Raw genomic sequence first — 18,434 nt, 5'->3', positions numbered from 1 at the left:
GCTGTTGCTGGCCGGGTTATGGCTGGCCGGATGCAGCGGCACCCGCTTTGTGCCCGAGGGGGATAAGCTCTACACGGGCAGCACCGTGAAGCTGAAGTCGGCTTACACCATTCCGCGCGAGGCCGAAATATCCACCGAGCTGGAATCAGTTATCCGGCCCAAGCCTAATGCCTCCATCCTGGGGCTGCGGCCCAAGCTCTACTTCTGGCACATGGGCCAGGGCAAGAAAAAGGGCCTGGGCAAGTTTCTGGCCGACCGCTACGGCGAGGCCCCCGTGCTGATTAGTCAGGTAGATACTACCAAGGTAAAGGGGCTGATGATAAACCGCCTCTACAACAACGGCTACTTTGCCGCGCCCCAGGTTTCGAGCCCGGTGAAGGCTAAAGGAGCTACGGCCACTATCGAGTACACGGCCAATATCCAGCGACCCTACACCATCAAGGAAATTCACTTCCCCGAGCGCGACACCCTGGTCGACCGCGACATCCGCAAAACGCAGGCTGGCTCCTTGCTGAAGGTAGGAGAACCGTACAATCTGAATACCCTGATTACCGAGCGCACCCGCATCGACGACCAGATGAAGCAGAGCGGCTACTACTACTTCTCGCCCGATTACCTGCTCTACGAAGTCGACAGCACCCAGCACAACCAGGTGAATGTGTTCATCAAGGTGAAGGGCTCCGTGCCCGAAAACGCCGTGCAGCCTTACGTGCTCAACCGCGTGACCCTGAACACCCGCTACGGCCTGACGGATACCACTACCCGGGAAGACGCCATCATCTTCCGGAAGTACCGCTACGTGCCGGATGAGAAGGTCTTCAAGGCGCGGGCCATTACGGGCGCTACATTTCTCTACCCCGACTCCCTGTACCGCCGCCGCCGCCACGACCAGACCCTAAGCCGCCTGATGAGCCTGGGAACCTTCAAGTTCGTGGACATTCAGTTTCGCCCTTCCCGGCAGAAGCCCGATTCGCTGGGCTACGGCTTCCTGAACGCCTACGTGCGCATGACCCAGCTCAAGAAGAAGTCGGTGCGGGCCGAGGTGCAGCTGGTAAAGAAAACCAGCGGCTTTACCGGGCCAGGCTTCACCATTCAGTACCGGGATAGGTCGGCGTTGCGCGGGGCCGAACAGCTACTCCTGAACGTGGTGGGCTCTTTTGAAACCCGCACCGGCGCCTCGGGCACCGACCCCGAAACTGGAGAAAAGCTGCCGGTATTTGGCCTCACCTCCTACGAACTGGGCGTGAATGGCCAGCTGCTGGTACCGCGCTTTATTGCGCCCTTCGACATCAAGCTTCGGGAGTCTGACTTTCAGCCGCGCACCGTGTTTGGGGCCGGCTATAAGTACGTGACGCGCCAGGATTTCTTCCGGGAAGACTTTTTCAACCTGAACTACGGCTACAGCTGGAAAACCAAAATCACCAACCAGCACGACTTCAAGCCCGTCGACCTGCAATACATTCGGCTGGCCGATACCACCCGGGTGTTTGCGCAGCTGCTACAGGAACGCCCGTTTCTGGCGGCCTCGTTCCGCCAGCAGTTCATTCCGGCCAGCTCGTACACCTACACCTATAATACGCAGGTGTATGAGCAGCGCCGCAACCAGTTCTATTTCAGCGGAGGCGTAGAAAGCTCCGGGGCCCTGGCCAGCCTGCTGGGCAAACCCAACGCGGCCGGCCAGAAGGAAGTGTTCGGCCAGGAGTTTTCGCAGTATGGGAAGTTCGATGTGGAAGTGCGCAACTACTACCGCATCACCCCCGACCCCAGGAGCGGGAACAAGATAGCCACCCGCCTGCTGGTAGGCCTGGGCATGCCCTACGGCAACTCCCGCGTACTGCCCTACCTGAAGCAGTATGGCGCGGGCGGCCCCAACAGTGTGCGGGCCTTCCTGCCCCGCGAATTGGGCCCCGGCACTTACCGGCCCACCAACACCACGGAACGAGTAACCCGCTTCTACGACCAGGTGGGCGACGTGCGCGTGGAGGCCAACGCCGAGTACCGTCAGGACTTGTTTCCCTACGTGAAGGGCGCCTTGTTCGTGGATGCCGGCAACGTGTGGCTGGTGAACCCCGACCCCACCCGCTCTACACCCGATGGCCGCAACGGGCAGTTTCAGTTTAACTCCTTCTTTAAGGAGTTGGCCGTAGGCGCCGGCGTGGGCCTGCGCGTCGACATCGAGTTCATCGTGGTGCGGCTGGACGTGGCTTACCCACTGCGGACGCCCTATGGCACGGGGGGCAGCAAGTCCCTGGTGCCCAACTTGGCCATCGGCTACCCCTTCTAGCAGTAGCCTGGGTAAAGTGCTGAGCCTGGTTACGCCTCGGCAGCAAGCCGGACTTCCAGCGGGGCACCCACGGTTTTGTGCGCTGGCGCCACCGTCACTACCACGTATTTGGAAGTGGGGGTGTTGCTCTTTTTAGCTACGCTGCCTACAGGTACCAGGGGGTTGGCCTCAGGGAAATAAGCGGCTACGTTACCCCGGGGGATGTCGTAAGGCACCGCTACAAACTTCTCCACCGTGCGCTGCTCCCCTTTAAAGTGGCTTGTGATGTCAATCAGATCTTTGGCGTGCAGGCCCCGCTCAGCCATGTCCTGGCGGTTCATGAACAGTACGCGCCGCTCCCCGTGGATGCCGCGGTACCGGTCGTTGTAGTCGTAGATGGTGGTGTTGAACTGGTCGTGGCTGCGCACCGTCATCAGCACCAGCTGGCCCGGCTCCAGAGCGTATTTTTCCAGCTCCGTTGTACTGAAGTTAGCCTTGCCGTTTGCAGTGGTGAACTTTCGTTCACGTGGGCCATTGGGTAGGTAGAACCCGCCTGGCCGTCGCAGCTTCTCGTTGAAGTTTTCAAAGCCTGGAATTACCCGGCTGATATGGTCGCGGATGACGTCGTAGTTTTCGGTCATGGCTACCCAGTCGGCAATGTTGGTGCGGTTGCCCAGGGTGGCAATGGCCACACCCGCCAGAATAGCCACCTCGCTCATCATCTGCCCCGGTAGCGGTACCAGCACGCCCTTGTTCTGGCTGACGATGCCCATGGAGTTTTCGCAGCTCGTCATCTGGTGCCCCGACTTCTGCATATCTACATCGGCGTGGGTAAAGCAGGGGAGGAGCAGGCTGGTTTCGCCGGTGGTGAGGTGGCCACGGTTGAGCTTGGTGCCCACAAATACCGTGAGCTTCTGCTTGCGCATGCCCTCGGCAATAACCTCGGTATCGGGGCCCGCGGCCAGCAGGTTGCCGCCCAGGCTAAAGAACACCTTGGTTTTGCCTTTGTACATAGCCTTGATGGACTCTACCGTATCCAGGCCGTGCTCGTAGGGCGGGGTGAAGTTGAACTCCTTACCCAGGGCATCCAGAAAAACCTTGGTAGGCTGCTCCCAGATGCCCATGGTCCGGTCGCCCTGCACGTTGGAGTGGCCGCGCACCGGGCAGGTGCCCGCCCCGGGCTTGCCAATGGCCCCTTTCATCAGGTGCAGGTTCACGATTTCCTGGATGGTTTGCACGCCCTGGCGCTGCTGCGTCACGCCCATGGCCCAGCAGGTCACAATCTTCTGCTTGCGGGCCAGCAGGTTGGCCGCTTCCAGCAGCTGGGCCCGCGAAATACCGCTGAGTTCCTCAATGTCCTCCCAGCTGGTATTGCGGATGTTCTGTTCAAACGACTCAAAGCCCGTAGTAAACTCGGCAATAAATGCCCGGTCCACCACTTGACCAGGGTTCAGGTCCTCGGCTTCGAACAGGTGCTTCATAATGCCCCGCAGCAAGGCCATGTCGCCATCCACCCGCACCTGCAAAAACAGGTCGGTAATCGGGGTGCCATCGCCCATCAGCGCGCCCAGGGCCCGGAGCGGGTTCATGAAGTCCTGGGGGTTGCGGAAGTGGTTCAGGCCAGCCTCGAACAGCGGGTTGATGGCAATAATCTGCGCCCCGTTGCGCTTGGCTTTCTGCAGGGCCGTGAGCATGCGCGGGTGGTTGGTGCCCGGGTTCTGGCCGATAATCAGAATAACCTCGGCCTCGTGAATATCATTGAGCGTGACGGAGCCCTTGCCCAGACCCAGCGTGGGGCTGAGCGCGGCCCCGCTGCTTTCGTGGCACATGTTGGAGCAGTCGGGCAGGTTGTTGGTGCCAAACTGCCGGGCAAAGAGCTGAAACAGGAAGGCCGGCTCGTTGGGCACCTTGCCGGAGGTGTAAAACACGGCTTCGTCGGGCGAGTCCAAGGCATTCAGTTCCCGGGCAATCAGCTGGAAGGCCTCGGGCCACTCAATGGGGGAGTAGTGGTTGTCGCCGGGGCGCTTCACCAGCGGATGCGTGAGCCGCCCGGCATTATTCTGGTCCCGGTCGGTCATTCGGGAAAGCTCGGCCAGGCTGTGCCGGGCGAAGAACTCGGGGCCGGCAGCTCGCTCGTCGGCATCGGAGGCGGTGGCCTTAGCGCCGTTTTCGCAGAACTCGGCCACCGAGCGGTGCTCGTCGGGGTCGGGCCAGGCGCAGCTGGAGCAGTCGAACCCATCCTTCTGGTTCATGTTCAGCAGCCCGCGCGTACCCCGGCTGAGGCCACCCTCGCTCCAGCTGAACTCCATGGATTTGATAACCGCCGTAATACCAGCTGCCACCTTGGCTGGCTCCTCCAGACGCAGCCCCGTTAGGGCCGCGGGCGGCTGTGCCAGTACAGGGTGGTGGTACTGGGCATTGGCTACATCGGGCGGGGGGATGCTGCTTTGGTCGCGTTCCATCTGCGGGTCGGGGCGGTAGTGGTCGTTGGTCGGGGCTGTTCCCTGGTCGGGCCGCTCCCCACTTTTGGGCGCCAATTGCGCCTGCTGCTCGTGCTGTTTGCCGGCTTTGCCGGGGTCGTTGATAGGCGACTCTTCCATGGGGCGGGAACTAGCTAGGGTGAGAGAGGATACTAGTGCTTGCAGCCCAGGTCTTTTTCAACCAGAATTTGGAGCACCTGGTTGTTGAATACGGGCATAGCGCCCTGGAGGCTGACTTGCCCGGTTGTCGTCCAGGCATCGGCGGCCGCCGTCGGTACCAGCACGCGCACAGTGCCCGCCGCGTAGGCAACGGCCAATGCTTGTGCGTCGGGGGTGCGCTCTAGGGTGTAGGTTAGCTGGTCGGAGGCCAGCAAACCCAGGCAAACCACGGTTTCCAGGCGGCCCTGTTGCTGAAACGCTAAAATTTCCCGGGCATCTAGGCGTACGCGCAGCGTGTTTTCTTCCAGGCGAATTTTCATAGCAAGTACTAGCCGAATCGGGTAGAAAAGGTTTTCGGAAGGTAGTGAGGTTGCTATAGATTGTTATCTACCCGTGCAGGCCCAAACGGGTGAACGAGCAGGCGGGGTTGAATTGATGCAACGCTGGGCGTACTTGCGCTATCTTATACTTTCAGACCACCTGCTTCGGATGAAATTATACCAGCTTTATAGCTGCGCTGGGCTCTTGCTGCTGTTGCCGGCCGGCTTTGCCCTGGGCCAAACGGCCAGCGCGGCCCCCAGCGAAGTGCCCCCGGTTCTGCGCACCCTGCGCCAGCACTACGAGGCCGGCCTGGACTTTGACTCGCAACTGTACAACGGGCAGGAATACGTCAACTATGTTCGGTCCTACATCAAGGGCCACGCCTTTTTTGACTCGGCCGACCCGCAGCCCGGCACCGTGGAGTACGGCGGGGGCACCTACTCCGTGCCCCTGCGCTACGATATTGTGCGTGAGGTGCTGGTGCTGAAAGCACCGCTGGGCGCCCTGACCCTGCAGCTCATCAACGAGCGGGTCACCCGCTTTAGCCTGGGTAGCCACTCGTTTATCCGTCTGGTAGCCGACTCCAGCCGCGCCGCGCCCATCCGCACGGGCTTCTACGAGGTGCTAATAGATGGGAGCGTGCAGCTGCTGGCCGCCCACCGCAAAAACCTGCAGCAGCGCTCCGTTGCTGGGGGGATGGAAGGCGAAATAACCCAGAAAGACGAGTTCTTCGTCCGCCAGGGCACAGAACTCCACAGCGTGGGGAAGGCCAAGTCGGTGCTGGCGCTCTTCCCCGAAAGCAAAGCGCGCCTGCGGGAATACATCAAAACCCGGAAGCTCCAGTTCAGCAGTACCCGCCGCCAGGAAGCCCTGACTGCCTTGCTCCAGTACTACGCTACCCTGCCTGTGCCTTCTTCCCCCGCCAGACACTAGAAAGAACCATGGGCCAACGGCTTCAGGCTTCTGCTTGCTTCAAGCAGCCATTTTATCGAATTATTCTGCTGATTGCCTGCTGCCTGAGCAGCTGGGCTGCCTCTGCCCAGCGAGCAGAGCCGCTTATTAGCGGAAACTTCCAGAACCTGAGCGTGGAGGAGTTTGCGCGCCAGCTGGAAGCACAGAGTACCTATCGGTTTTACTTCGACTCGGCCAGCGTAAAGGGCGTGCTGGTGAACGTGCGCGTGCTGGAACAACCCCTGACCAGCGTCCTGCAGCAGGCCTTTGCTCCCACGCCCGTTCGGGTTGCCGTGGACGAGGAGCACAACGTATTCCTGACAATGGGCACCCCGCTGCCCGTCACGCTGCCGGACAATTACTTTCAGGGCAGTGCCGTGGCCGTTACGGCAGAGGAGCCCACTGATCCGGCCGTCCCGGCTACCCGGGCTACCAGTAGTGCGCGTCTCTACGAAATAGGCCGGGTGGGCGCCGCCAGAGGGGCTACGGCCACCGTAGCCGGTCACATCCGCGAAGCCAAGTCGGGGGAGCCGGTGCTGGGGGCGTCCGTGTACATTGAAGGTCCTTCGATTGGTACCAGCACCGACCAGTTTGGCTATTACGCCCTTACGCTGCCAGTGGGCCAGCACGTGCTCAACATCCGGGGTATTGGCATCAAAAACACTCAGCGCCGCATTATGCTGCACGCCGATGGCAAGCTGGAGGTAGAAGTGGAAGAGGATATTACCGCCCTGAAGGAGGTGCGGGTGGAAGCTGAGAAAGACAAAAACGTGGCTAGCCTGCAGATGGGCGTGGAAAAGCTCGACATCAAAACCATCCGGCAGGTGCCCACGGCCTTCGGCGAAACCGACATTCTGCGGGTGGTGCTTACCCTGCCCGGGGTAAAGTCCATTGGCGAGGGCAGCACCGGCATCAGCGTGCGGGGCGGGGCTACCGACCAGAACCTGATTCTCTTCAACGACGCCACGGTGTACAGTCCCTCGCACCTTTTTGGCTTCTTTTCGGCCTTCAACCCCGACATTCTGAAGACGGTGGAGCTCTACAAAAGCGCCATTCCGGCCCGCTACGGTGGTAGGCTGTCGTCGGTGCTGGACATTGCTACCCGCGACGGCAACAAGAAAAAGCTGGCCGGCTCGGGCGGCATTGGGCTGCTCACCAGCCGCCTCACGCTGGAAGGCCCCATCATCAAAGACAAAAGCTCGTTCATCATTGGGGGCCGCTCCTCGTACTCCGACTGGATTTTGCGCCGCCTGCCCGACCGCAGCCTGCGGGAAAGCGCCGCCTCCTTTTATGACGTGAGTGCCCACCTCAGCCACGAGCTGGACGGGAAAAACACGCTCTACGCCACCGGCTACCTGAGCCGGGACCGGTTCAAGCTGGCCTCCGATACGGCCTACGCCTACCAGAACCGCAACGCCAGCCTGAAGTGGCGCCACACCTTCAGCAACACGCTCTACGGGGTGCTTACCGCTACCGGCAGCCAGTATGGGTACGAGGTGACGAGCGAGAAAAACCTGGTGAGTGCCTCGGCGCTGGCGTTTGACCTGGCCCAGGTAGGCCTGCAGGCCGATTTCAGCTACTTCCGCAACGCCAAGCACACCATCGACTTCGGGGCCAGTACACTGCGCTACCGCCTGATGCCGGGCCGCCTCACGCCCCGGGGTGCAGAGTCGCTGATAGAGCTCGATGAGCTGGACCGCGAGCAAGGTCAGGAAAGTGCCTTGTATATATCAGACCGCTGGGACGTGACGCCCCGGCTGGCGGTTTCGGTGGGGCTGCGCTACTCCCTGTATCAGGCCTTGGGCGCCCGCGACGTGTACCAGTACGCGCCCGGCGTGGCCCGCTCGGTGTACACCATCACCGATACGGTGCGCTACGGTGCGGGAAAAACCATTGCTACCTACCACGGGCCTGAGTACCGCGTTTCTTTGAAGTATGCGCTGTCGGACCGCGCCTCGGTGAAAGCCAGCTACAACCGCACGCGCCAGTATATTCACCAGTTGTCGAACACGGCTTCCATCTCGCCCACTGATACCTGGAAGCTGAGCGACGCCTACGTGCGGCCCCAGGTGGGCGACCAGTTCTCGGTGGGCTACTACCGCAACTTCCGCAACAATACCATTGAAACCTCGGTGGAAACCTATTACAAGTTCATGCACGACTTCGTGGACTACATCAGCGGGGCCTCGCTGCTGCTGAACCACCACCTGGAAACCGATATCATCAACGCCGAGGGCAAGGCCTACGGGGCAGAGTTTTCGGTGAAGAAATCGACGGGCAAGATCAACGGCTGGCTGAGCTACACCTATTCCCGCTCCCTGGTGCGGGCCAACGCCGGCACACCCGCCGAGCAGATCAACGGGGGCGAGTACTACCCCAGCAACTTCGACAAGCCCCACGACGTGACCCTGGCCGGCAACTACCGCTTCAGCCGCCGCTTCAGCACGTCCCTGAACTTCAACTACAGCACCGGCCGCCCCATCACCCTGCCGCTCACCACCTATTACCTGGAGGGCGCCACCCGCGTGTTCTACTCCGACCGCAACGCCTACCGTGTACCCGACTACTACCGCGTAGACTTTGCCCTCAACATCGAGGGCGGCCACAAAGCCAAAAAGCTGGCCCACAGCTCCTGGACGGTGTCGGTGTACAACCTCACGGGCCGGCGCAACCCCTACTCCGTGTATTTCAAGGCGCAGAACGGCAAAATCAACGGCTACCAGCTTTCCATTTTTGGGCAGCCGATTCCGAGCGTCACGTACAATTTCAAGTTCTGATGATGGACTTCAACTCCCGCGTGTGGAAACTCCTGGCCGGTGTCCTGCTTCTGGTGCTGGGCGGCTGCGTTGATAAGTTCGAGCCGGACGTGCTGAACTCGCCCCAAAGCTACCTGGTGGTAGACGGCTTCATCAACCTGAACGGGCCAACCACGATCCGCCTGTCGCGCACCAAGAACAAGGCCGACGCGCCCGTGCCCGTGGAAGCCGACGCCACCGTCACGATTCAGGATGAGGCCGGGGCCGCCTATCCGCTCCCCGAGCAGGAAGCCGGCACGTATCAGTCGGCCGCCATGAGCCTGAACCCTGCTTTGCGCTACCGCCTGCGCATCCGTACTGCCGCGGGCAAGGAGTATGCGTCGGACCTGGTGGCCGCCCGCCAGACCCCGCCCATCGATAAAGTAACCTGGGCGCTGACGAACCGGGGCTTGCAGGTCTACGTGAGTACCCACGACGACGCCAACGCCACGCGCTACTACCGCTGGCGCTACGACGAAACCTGGCTGTTTCACTCGGCTTACTCCTCGGGCGTGGAGTATGTAGATGGCGTGATGCAGAACCGGCAGGAGAACATTTACTACTGCTGGGGCAACGAAAGCTCCACTGCTATTCAGCTGGGAAGCACCAGCCGGCTCAGCCAGGATGTGGTGAAAGACTTCCCATTGCGCCTGCTGGAGTCCACCTCTGTTAAGCTGGGCATCAAATACAGCATTCTGGTAAAGCAATACGCCCTCACAGCCGAGGAATTTGCCTACTGGGAAAAGCTCAAAAAGAACACCGAAAGTCTCGGTGGCCTCTTCGACCCCCAGCCCACCCAGCTCACCGGCAACGTGCACAACCAGGCCGACGCGGCCGAGCCGGTTATTGGCTACGTGGGCGCGGCTACCTACACGGAAAAGCGGCTGTTTATCGACCGCACGGAGCTGGAGTCTATTGTGCGTTTCCAGACGGGCTACGAGTCGTGCGGCAAACCCGACACCGTAAAGCTGGCTGATGTAGCCTTTTACTTCAGCAACCCCAATCTGCTGCCGCTTGAGGGCTTATATGCCGGCCGCACCCTCATCGGCTATACCAGCAGCCCCGGCGTGTGCGTAGACTGCCGCCTGCGCGGTACCAACGTGAAACCAGACTTCTGGCCTTAGCAGCGAAGCCTTAACCCAACGCGTGTATGCTCTATCTACCCCTGCCGCTGCTTCGCCGTTTTTCGTTGGCTCGTCTGGCTTATGTCGTAACCGGGCTGGCGGGCTGGCTGCTTGTAGGCAACCCGGCGTCGGCGCTGGCCCAGGCCGATTCCCTGCAAACCATTGCCCACCGCCTGACCAGCTACCAGCAACGGCTGCCCGCCGAAAAGCTGTTTCTGCACCTCGACCGCCCCAGCTACGTGAGCGGCGAAACCCTGTGGTTTAAGGTATACGCCGTGGCTGGCAGCTCGCATCAGCCCCTGCCCGCCAGCAAAATAGCGTACGTAGAAGTGCTGAGCTCAGGAAATAAAGCGGTGCTGCAAGCCCAAGTGGCCTTGAAACAAGCCACCGGCCGCGGCTCGTTTGTGCTGCCGGCTACGCTGCCCTCCGGCCGCTACACGGTGCGGGCGTACACCAGCTGGATGCAGAACTTCAGCCCGGAGCTTTACTTCCATACGACCATCACGGTGGTGAATACCAGCACCCCGGCCGGTGGTATCACCCCAACGCCCGCCGCTGCCTACGACGTGCAGTTTTTTCCCGAAGGCGGCTACCTGGTGGCGGGCATCAAGAGCACCTTGGGAGTTAAAATCACGAACAGCGCCGGCCAGGGTATAGCGGCCGAAGGCACGTTGCTGGATAAAAACGGCGTCAGTGTAGGCCGTTTCAGCACCCTGCGGTTTGGCCTTGGTCGCGTTGAGTTTACGCCTGCCCAGGCCGGCACGGCCTACAAGGCGGTGGTGCAGCTGCCAAACCGGCAAACCGCCACCTACGCGCTGCCCGCCGTGCAGGAGCAGGGCTACGTGCTGCACCTTACCGAGGGCAGCGCGGAGCAGCTGCGGGTAACGGTGCGTAGTCGGGGTGCGGCCCTGGAAAATGAGCAGGTATTTCTGCTGGCTCATGCCGGGCAGAAGGTAGCCTTAGCCACTGCCGGCCAGCTGGTAGACGGACAGGCAGTTTTCGTGGTAAATAAATCCCAGCTGGCTGCGGGCGTTGCCCACCTCACGCTCTTCAACAGCCGACGGCAGCCCGTTTGTGAGCGGCTGTATTTCAGCCGCCCTCCCACGGGGCTAACTCTCACGGTCCAGACAGATAAGGCCCAGTACGCCCGCCGGGAGAAAGTGACGTTGCAGCTCCAGGCCGCCTCAGGGCCTGCCGCCAGCCTATCCGTGGCCGTGTACCAGCTCGACTCCTTAACGACCACGGCGAATCCGGATATTGCGGGCTATTTGTGGCTTACTTCTGAGCTGAAGGGCCCGGTAGAGCAGCCTGGGTATTACCTCAAGACCGCAAACCAGGAAGTAGCAGCGGCCGCCGATAATCTGATGCTCACGCAAGGCTGGAGCCGGTTTCGGTGGGACGATGTGCTGGCCGAAAAAGCGCCGCCGGTTGCCTTCCTGCCCGAGCTTAATGGACATGTGGTGCGGGGCCGCGTGGTAAACCGTAGCACGGGGGCGCCGGGCGCGGGGGTGGCCAGCTACCTTTCGGCGCCCAGCCGCCATATCCGGCTGGCTACGGCCGTAAGCAAAGCCGATGGAAGCGTGCAGTTTGAAATGGGCGAACTGTATGGGCGTAGGCAAGTGGTAGCGCAAGCCAACTCCCTGCGCGACAGCATGTACCGGGTAGAGCTGCAGCCGCCCTTCTCCGCGCGCTTCGCGGCGGGTGGGGCGGGCCAGCTCACGCTTTCGGAGAGCCTGGCCGCGAGCCTGCAGCGCCGCTACGTGCAGGCGCAGGTGCAGCAGCGCTACGCCGCCCGCCCCAGTTCCTATACCTTGCCTGCGGTAGACAGCACCGCGTTTTATGGCCGCCCCAGCGAGCAATACCGCCTCGACGACTACACCCGGTTTAAGGTGATGGAGGAAGTAATGCGGGAATACGTGCCCGGCGTGATGGTGCGCATTCGCAAAGACGGCTTTCACTTCCGGGTGCTGGACGACAACTCGCAGTCGGTGACGGAAAACCCGCTGGTGCTGCTCGACGGCATGCCCGTGTTCAATATCAACCGCATCATGGCTTTCGACCCGCTGAAGGTGCAAAAGCTGGACGTGGTTACTACCCGTTATTTTATTGGAGGACTTGTATACGATGGCGTTGTGAGCTACACCACCTACAAAGGCGACCTGGCGGGCTTCCCGCTTGATGCCCACGCCCTGTTGCAGGAGTACGAAGGCCTGCAAGGGCAGCGCGAGTTCTATGCCCCCCGCTACGATACGCCCCAGGCCCGCAAAAGCCGCCTGCCCGACTTCCGCAACCTGCTGTACTGGAATCCGGATGCCTCGGCGGCCCCCCTTACCTTTTACACCTCCGACCAAGTGGGCCGGTATCTGGTGGTTGTACAGGGCTTGGCGGAAAATGGCCAAGCCGGCAGCGCCACGTTCACCTTCGAGGTAAAACCGGCGCTGTAGGGCCGTTAGCTTTGCAGGCGCCAGGCGTGGGAGTACACGTTGTAGCGCCCCTGCCGCACAAAGCCGCACACCGTCAGGCCAAAGTTCTGGGCAGCGGTAACGGCCAGGGAGCTGGGGGCGCCCACAGCCGCCAGGATGGTAATGCCCGCCACGGCGGCTTTCTGCACCAGCTCGAAGCTCACGCGCCCACTTACCAGCAGGATGTGCTGGTGCAGCGGCACCTCCCCCCGCAAGAAAGCAGCCCCAATTACCTTGTCCAGGGCGTTGTGGCGGCCCACATCTTCGCGCAGCAAGAGCAGCTCGCCCTGCAAGGAAAAAAGCGCCGCCGCGTGCAGGCCCCCGGTTTGGTCGAACAGCTCCTGAGCAGCCCGAAGGCGGCCGGGCAGCTCGTGGAGCACGGCCGGCGCTACATAGGGGCCAGTAGCAGGCAGCGTGGGGCCGCAGGCAGCATGTACCGCCTCAATGCTGGTTTTGCCGCATACGCCGCAGCTGCTGCTGGTGTAGAAGTGGCGCTCCAGCCGGGGCAAATCGAGACCAAGTGTAGAAGCCAGCTCGGCCCGCACGACGTTTTCCCGCTCTTCTTCCTTCTCCACATCGGGGCAGTAGACGAGGCCCAGCAGATCAAGCCGGGCCTGCACCAGCCCCTCCGTAAACAGGAAGCCGGCGGTCAGCTCGAAATCGTGGCCCGGCGTGCGCATGGTAATAGCCAGCGTACGGTGCTCCCGCTGGGCGGCAGGGCCGTAGCCAATCCGGATTTCCAGGGGCTCTTCCGCCGCCAGAATATCAGAGGCCGTAGTCATGCCCGTACCCTGCACCTTTTGCACCGTAACGTGGTCGTAGCTGGTGGGAGGGAGAAGAACCGGAGCGGGCATAAGCAAAGCAACGAAGAAAAAGAAACTACCGGCTTTCGGGCCGTACTACTGACTTTAACTATCGTCGCTCCCAAAAGGATAAAAGAATTTTGCTGAGCTGACTTTGCGCCCCAGTAGACCGGGGCTGGAGGCCCGAAGTAACTTTGAGTAGGTTGCACTAGTTAGCAAGGCTGGGCCTGCTTTCTGGCTTTGTTGTTTTCCTGTTCCCTATGCTTTCGACCGAAGAACGCCAGCGCTACCGCCGTCACCTCCAGCTGCCCGAGATTGGAGAAGCCGGTCAGCTCACGCTTAAAAAATCCCGCGTGCTGGTAGTAGGAGCCGGCGGCCTGGGCTGCCCGGTGCTGCAGTACCTGGCCGCGGCCGGTGTGGGCACACTGGGCATCGTAGACGCCGATACCGTCGACATAAGCAACCTGCAGCGGCAGATTCTCTACGGCCCCGCCGACCTGGGCCGGCCCAAGGCCGAAACGGCGGCGCAAGCCGTACACCGCCTCAACCCCCTGGTGAAAACGGAGGTGCACGGCTGCCGGGCTACGCTGGGCAATGTGCGCGAGCTGGTGGGCCGCTACGACGTAGTAGTGGATGGATCCGACAACTTCCCTACGCGCTACCTGCTCAACGATGCTTGCGTGAGCCTGGGCAAACCCCTGATTTCGGGCGCTATCTATAAGTTCGAAGGGCAGGTCTCGGTGTTCAACTACCAGGGTGGGCCCACGTACCGCTGCCTGTTCCCGCAGAGCCCTGCCGCCGCCGAGGCCCCCAATTGCGAGGCCACCGGCGTGCTAGGCGTGCTGCCCGGCCTGATAGGCACGGCCCAGGCCACGGAAACCCTGAAGGTATTGCTCGGCATGGGGGAGGTGCTCAGCGGGCGGCTGTGGCTGTTTGATGCGCTAACGTTTCAGACGCGCATTCTCAAGTTTGCGCGGCGGCCCGAGCAAGCCGCCATCAACCTCGACACCGCCAACCCCGACGACTACGCCGACCTCTGCACGGCGGGCGTCAACCAGATTTCGGTGGCCGAGCTGCGGCGGCAGCTGGAATCGGCCCACCCGCCATTCCTGCTCGATGTGCGCGAGCCGGAAGAGTACCTGGCCGGTCATCTGCCCGGGGCCACGCTGCTGCCGCTGGGTAGCTTGCACAAAGGCGCTGGCTCCGTACCACGTCAGCACCCGGTGGTGGTGTACTGCCGCTCCGGCCGGCGCAGCGAGCAGGCCATTACGCGGCTGCAAACGGAGTTTGGCTTTGCCAACCTGCTCAACCTGAACGGGGGTATCCTGGCCTGGCAGGAAGAGGAAGTGTATTAAATGTGCTTTTCTAATGTGCTAATGTGGAGAATGTGCTATTGAGCTACTATTCCACACTATATATGTACAGGACGAAAATATCAACCTTAAAAGAACAGCACTTTTTCTACCGCGTTCAGAAAACACTTTGTAGAAATGGCAGTGGCGGAGTCGTACTACGTTTGCTTCAATGCTTGGTCAGTGCATTTCTCACATTAGCATAGCGCCGCCCATTTCCACATTAGCCCCCAAAGTCCCATGCCCCTTACTGCTTCGCCGGCTTCCCGTCCCCGTATTCGCTTCGACCGCAACGAGCTGGCGGGGGCTTTCGGCGACCTGGGGACTGACTTGCCCCTGCTCATCGGCGTTATTGCCGCCTCGGGTATGGATAGTGCGGGCGTGCTGGTCATGTTTGGGGTGATGCAGCTGTTTTCGGGGCTCTGGTACGGAATGCCCATGCCGGTGCAGCCCCTGAAAGCCTTTGCTGCTTTGGTTATTGCGCAGAAGATTCCCGGCCGCATCATCTTTGGCGGGGGGCTGGCCATTGGGGTAAGCATGCTGTTGCTCTCGGTTACGGGCCTGATAGATGCGCTGGCCCGGCTGGTACCCAAGCCCGTTATCCGGGGCATTCAGTTTGGGCTGGCTTTGCAGCTGGCTACCCTGGCCCTCAAAGAATACGTGCCTGCTGATGGGCTGGGCGGCTATGCCCTGGCGGCGGCGGGCTTCCTCATTACGGTGGTGCTGCTCGGCAACCGCCGCTGGCCCGCGGCCCTAATGGTCCTGGTCCTGGGCGTGGCGTATGGTCTGCTGTTCAAGCTCGATTTTGCTACGGCCCACCAAGCCCTGGGCCTGCGCCTGCCCGCCTGGCACGTGCCCCAGTGGCCCGACATCCTGACCGGGGCCGTGCTGCTGGCTTTGCCCCAGATTCCGTTGTCGCTCGGCAACTCGGTGCTGGCTACCCGGCAGGTGGTGCAGGACTATTTCCCCGAGCGGCCCCTCACCGTCCGCCAGATTAGCTTTACCTATGCCCTCATGAACCTGGTAAACCCGCTGCTGGGCGGCTTTCCGGTGTGCCACGGCTCAGGCGGTATGGTGGGGCACTACACGTTTGGGGGGCGCACGGGTGGGTCGGTCATCATCTATGGCCTGCTGTTCGTGGGGCTGGGCTTGTTTTTCAGCCAGGGTTTCCAGCAGCTTGTGCACATCTTCCCGCTGCCCATTCTCGGGGTACTGTTGCTCTTTGAGGCCCTCACGCTGGCTACCCTGCTGCGCGACATCAGTTCCCACCGCGCCGATTTACTGCTGGCGTTGCTGGTGGGCTTGCTGTGCAGCGGCCTTCCCTATGGCTATTTAGTTGGACTGGTGGTAGGTACGGGGCTGCACTACGCCATGCGGCGCGGCTGGGTGGGTTTGGGAAAATAAGTAGTAAGTAGCTTCATCCTGTTGCACCGTATCTTATGTCTACCCCCGAGCAAAACAAGCAAACGGCCATTGCCTTCTACGAGCTGATGTTCAACGACTGCCAGCCTGCCGAGGCTATCCGGCGCTACGTAGGCAACGAGTATATCCAGCACAACCCCCACGTGGCCAATGGCAAGCAGGGCTTTATCGACTACTTCGAGCGGATGCAGCGGGAGTACCCCGGCAAACACGTGACCATTAAGCGGGCTATAGCCGCGGCCGACCACGTGGTGCTACACTGCCACCAGCACTGGCCCCACGACCACGACTATGCCGGCATCGACATCTTCCGCTTCGACGACGAAGGCCGGATTGTAGAGCACTGGGACGTGCTGCAGGTGATACCTACTGAGGATAAAAGCGGCAATGGCATGTTCTGAGGCCTGCTTCTTCCGCCAGTACCCGCCGGATGGCCGGAAACCGCCGCGTGAGCTGCTAAACCGACGCCTGCAAGTAAGGCCACGCGAAGTAAAGCACCGCTCCTTGGAGCAGCGTCAGCACCAGCGTGACACTCCAGAAAGCGGCTTTGCGGTTTTTGTGATGCAGCAGGAAAATGGCCGCCCACGCACCGGGAGCCGCGCCCGGCAGCGTGGCGAGGTGCAGTGTTTTTTCAGGAATGCGCCGCTGGCCGCGCTGAGCCTTCCGTTTATCGAGGGCGAAAAGCACAAAGCACGACAGGTTGAGAAATAGCAGGCAGCTCAGAAGTACGGTCATGGTGCGGGGGCGTTCTGCCGGCAATGTGGCAGACGAAAAATGCAGCAGCGGGGCCGCAAGTTATAACGCTGGGTCCAAGCAAGCAGCTGAAAGGACTAAGGTAAATAGCCCTTGTCTCGATAGGCCGCTCGGACAGGAGGCTGGAGCCAACACCTGAAGGCAGGGGCTCCGCCTACCCCCCAATCGTGCTCATCGACTCGAAGCTGAGCTGGTGCGTAGGCCGCTGCTGCTCGGCCTCGAAGCCATTGGCGGCGCGGTTGCGGAAAGCCTGTTGTAGGGCCTCGGCTACTTGCTCATCAGAGGCTCCACCCCGCAGCAGCGCCCTGATGTCCAGCACGCCCTGGTCGTAGAGGCAGGTTTTAAGCCCACCCTCCGCCGTGAGACGAATCCGGTTGCAGGTGCCGCAGAACGTGCGCGAGTACGCCGCAATAATGCCCAAGCGGCCCTGGTGGCCGGCTACGGTGTAGTGGGAGGCCGTATCGCCGGGGCGGGTAAGCACGGGCGTCAGCTCGCCCAGGTTCAGGGCCAGGTGCTCCCGGATGCGCACGTGGTTCCAGGGCAGGGTAGCGGCGTGACTATGGCCGTTGAAGGGCATTTCCTCGATGAAGCGCACATCTACGGGCAGGTCGCGGGTCAGCTCGGCCAGAGGCAGTAAGTCCTGGGTGTTCTGCCCGTCCATCACCACGGCGTTAATTTTGACCCGGATGCCGGCCGCCAGCAGGGCATAGAAGGTATCGAGTACCCGGGGAAGCTCGTCGCGGCGCGTGATGCTGGCAAACCGGGCGCGGTCCAGGGTATCCAGGCTCAGGTTCACGGCCCGCACGCCCATGCTGGCCAGGGCCGGCACGTAGGGCGCGGTCAGCACGCCGTTGGTCGTCAGCGTCAGCTCCTCTATGCCGGGCAGCTGGCTCAGACGCTCCATAAACGGCACCAGGTCGCGGCGCACGAATGGCTCCCCGCCCGTCAGGCGCACTTTGCGCACGCCGAGGTGGGCCATGATGCCTACCAGCCGCTCCATTTCCTCGTAGGTGAGCAGCTCCTGCTTAGGCAGGTACTGAATACCTTCCTCGGGCATGCAGTAAAAGCAGCGCAGGTTGCACCGGTCCGTCACGGCCAGGCGCAGGTACTCCAGCGGGCGGCCGTGGTTATCGAATAAAACGGAAGGAGCGGGGAAGCTTGCCATGCAGAAAGTGAAGAGGTGCTGCCCGAATGGTTTGTCGGCCGCCGCAAAGAAAACGTAACGCGGACGTGGTTGTTTGGGTTTGCTCTACGTAATGTTGCGCAATTCTGCTGATATGTCCATGAACCTGAAAGTTGCTTTGTTTGGCATTGCCCGCGAAATCGTAGGGCAGCCGACGCTGGAAATGGTGGCGCCCGAAGGGCAGTCGGCCCAGGGCCTGCTCCAAGACCTGCACGCCCGCTACCCGGCCCTGGCCCGCCTCAGCTCCCTGGCCGTGGCCGTCAACAACGAGTACGCCGCCGATGATACCCCGCTGCGGGAGCACGACGAAATTGCTCTGATTCCGCCGGTAAGTGGCGGGTAATTTCGGTTTCCAGTTGCCGGTTT

At 61.5% G+C, this 18,434-nt stretch carries 14 protein-coding genes; 9 read left to right on the top strand and 5 right to left on the bottom strand.

Annotated elements, in window-relative coordinates:
* Positions 1 to 4: 4 nt before the first annotated feature.
* Positions 5 to 2,284 (top strand): BamA/TamA family outer membrane protein, encoded by a 2,280-nt coding sequence (locus HER32_RS09165; protein WP_232066458.1) that lies wholly within the window; start codon positions 5 to 7, stop codon positions 2,282 to 2,284.
* 29 nt (positions 2,285 to 2,313) lie between these two features.
* On the opposite strand, the gene HER32_RS09160 is transcribed toward HER32_RS09165, so the two are convergent.
* A complete protein-coding gene (locus HER32_RS09160; RefSeq protein WP_168681662.1) occupies positions 2,314 to 4,863 on the bottom strand; it encodes an FdhF/YdeP family oxidoreductase in 2,550 nt (849 codons plus the stop codon).
* Positions 4,864 to 4,895: 32 nt separating this feature from the next.
* The gene (locus tag HER32_RS09155) at positions 4,896 to 5,222 is read right to left on the bottom strand and encodes a DUF7009 family protein (RefSeq protein ID WP_168681661.1); all 327 of its coding nucleotides are present in this window, start codon (positions 5,220 to 5,222) and stop codon (positions 4,896 to 4,898) included.
* A 205-nt stretch (positions 5,223 to 5,427) separates the two neighbouring features.
* Between HER32_RS09155 and HER32_RS09150 the strand changes: the two genes are divergently transcribed.
* From HER32_RS09150 to HER32_RS09135, 4 genes are read left to right on the top strand one after another with little or no spacing between them, the layout of a single operon-like run.
* Entirely contained in the window at positions 5,428 to 6,156 is a 729-nt protein-coding gene (locus tag HER32_RS09150) for a hypothetical protein (RefSeq protein WP_168681660.1), read from the top strand.
* An 8-nt stretch (positions 6,157 to 6,164) separates the two neighbouring features.
* On the top strand, positions 6,165 to 8,951 hold the full coding sequence (locus HER32_RS09145) for a TonB-dependent receptor (protein WP_168681659.1): 2,787 nt from the start codon (positions 6,165 to 6,167) through the stop codon (positions 8,949 to 8,951).
* Positions 8,951 to 10,093, top strand: a complete 1,143-nt coding sequence (locus HER32_RS09140; RefSeq protein WP_168681658.1) for a DUF4249 domain-containing protein — start codon at positions 8,951 to 8,953, stop codon at positions 10,091 to 10,093. Before HER32_RS09145 ends, HER32_RS09140 begins: the two co-directional genes overlap by 1 nt.
* A 26-nt stretch (positions 10,094 to 10,119) precedes the next feature.
* Entirely contained in the window at positions 10,120 to 12,537 is a 2,418-nt protein-coding gene (locus HER32_RS09135) for a hypothetical protein (protein ID WP_168681657.1), read from the top strand.
* 5 nt (positions 12,538 to 12,542) lie between these two features.
* Here the strand turns inward: HER32_RS09135 and fdhD are convergent, their stop codons facing one another.
* The gene (gene fdhD / locus HER32_RS09130; RefSeq protein ID WP_168681656.1) at positions 12,543 to 13,409 is read right to left on the bottom strand and encodes a formate dehydrogenase accessory sulfurtransferase FdhD; all 867 of its coding nucleotides are present in this window, start codon (positions 13,407 to 13,409) and stop codon (positions 12,543 to 12,545) included.
* A 209-nt stretch (positions 13,410 to 13,618) separates the two neighbouring features.
* Between fdhD and moeB the strand changes: the two genes are divergently transcribed.
* The 3 genes from moeB (at position 13,619) to HER32_RS09115 (ending at position 16,533) form a co-directional block, all read left to right on the top strand.
* Entirely contained in the window at positions 13,619 to 14,713 is a 1,095-nt protein-coding gene (moeB, locus tag HER32_RS09125) for a molybdopterin-synthase adenylyltransferase MoeB (protein WP_168681655.1), read from the top strand.
* Between the two features lie 237 nt (positions 14,714 to 14,950).
* Entirely contained in the window at positions 14,951 to 16,114 is a 1,164-nt protein-coding gene (locus HER32_RS09120; RefSeq protein WP_149069663.1) for a putative sulfate/molybdate transporter, read from the top strand.
* 35 nt (positions 16,115 to 16,149) lie between these two features.
* On the top strand, positions 16,150 to 16,533 hold the full coding sequence (locus HER32_RS09115; RefSeq protein ID WP_168681654.1) for an ester cyclase: 384 nt from the start codon (positions 16,150 to 16,152) through the stop codon (positions 16,531 to 16,533).
* A 55-nt stretch (positions 16,534 to 16,588) separates the two neighbouring features.
* Here HER32_RS09115 and HER32_RS09110 read toward each other — a convergent pair whose 3' ends face one another.
* Complete coding sequence (locus tag HER32_RS09110) at positions 16,589 to 16,867, bottom strand: DUF1294 domain-containing protein (protein WP_149069661.1); 279 nt, start codon at positions 16,865 to 16,867, stop codon at positions 16,589 to 16,591.
* Between the two features lie 172 nt (positions 16,868 to 17,039).
* On the bottom strand, positions 17,040 to 18,050 hold the full coding sequence (moaA, locus tag HER32_RS09105; RefSeq protein ID WP_149069660.1) for a GTP 3',8-cyclase MoaA: 1,011 nt from the start codon (positions 18,048 to 18,050) through the stop codon (positions 17,040 to 17,042).
* A 91-nt stretch (positions 18,051 to 18,141) separates the two neighbouring features.
* On the opposite strand from moaA, the gene moaD reads away from it, so the two are divergent.
* Complete coding sequence (moaD, locus tag HER32_RS09100; RefSeq protein WP_232066457.1) at positions 18,142 to 18,411, top strand: molybdopterin converting factor subunit 1; 270 nt, start codon at positions 18,142 to 18,144, stop codon at positions 18,409 to 18,411.
* Positions 18,412 to 18,434: the final 23 nt, after the last annotated feature.

Origin of the sequence: Hymenobacter sp. BT18 (assembly GCF_012273015.1) — a bacterium.
Classification (GTDB): Bacteria; Bacteroidota; Bacteroidia; order Cytophagales; family Hymenobacteraceae; genus Hymenobacter; species Hymenobacter lutimineralis.
This window is presented reverse-complemented; position numbering and strand designations above follow the sequence as displayed.

What these genes read in the sequence shown, in the direction of transcription:
- HER32_RS09145 (WP_168681659.1), top strand. Translation starts at nt 6,165, where the DNA reads ATGGGCCAACGGCTTCAGGCTTCTGCTTGCTTCAAGCAGCCATTTTAT.
- HER32_RS09160 (WP_168681662.1), bottom strand. Translation starts at nt 4,863, where the DNA reads ATGGAAGAGTCGCCTATCAACGACCCCGGCAAAGCCGGCAAACAGCAC.
- HER32_RS09155 (WP_168681661.1), bottom strand. Translation starts at nt 5,222, where the DNA reads ATGAAAATTCGCCTGGAAGAAAACACGCTGCGCGTACGCCTAGATGCC.
- fdhD (WP_168681656.1), bottom strand. Translation starts at nt 13,409, where the DNA reads ATGCCCGCTCCGGTTCTTCTCCCTCCCACCAGCTACGACCACGTTACG.
- HER32_RS09140 (WP_168681658.1), top strand. Translation starts at nt 8,951, where the DNA reads ATGATGGACTTCAACTCCCGCGTGTGGAAACTCCTGGCCGGTGTCCTG.
- HER32_RS09110 (WP_149069661.1), bottom strand. Translation starts at nt 16,867, where the DNA reads ATGACCGTACTTCTGAGCTGCCTGCTATTTCTCAACCTGTCGTGCTTT.
- moeB (WP_168681655.1), top strand. Translation starts at nt 13,619, where the DNA reads ATGCTTTCGACCGAAGAACGCCAGCGCTACCGCCGTCACCTCCAGCTG.
- moaA (WP_149069660.1), bottom strand. Translation starts at nt 18,050, where the DNA reads ATGGCAAGCTTCCCCGCTCCTTCCGTTTTATTCGATAACCACGGCCGC.
- HER32_RS09135 (WP_168681657.1), top strand. Translation starts at nt 10,120, where the DNA reads ATGCTCTATCTACCCCTGCCGCTGCTTCGCCGTTTTTCGTTGGCTCGT.
- HER32_RS09115 (WP_168681654.1), top strand. Translation starts at nt 16,150, where the DNA reads ATGTCTACCCCCGAGCAAAACAAGCAAACGGCCATTGCCTTCTACGAG.
- moaD (WP_232066457.1), top strand. Translation starts at nt 18,142, where the DNA reads ATGTTGCGCAATTCTGCTGATATGTCCATGAACCTGAAAGTTGCTTTG.
- HER32_RS09120 (WP_149069663.1), top strand. Translation starts at nt 14,951, where the DNA reads ATGCCCCTTACTGCTTCGCCGGCTTCCCGTCCCCGTATTCGCTTCGAC.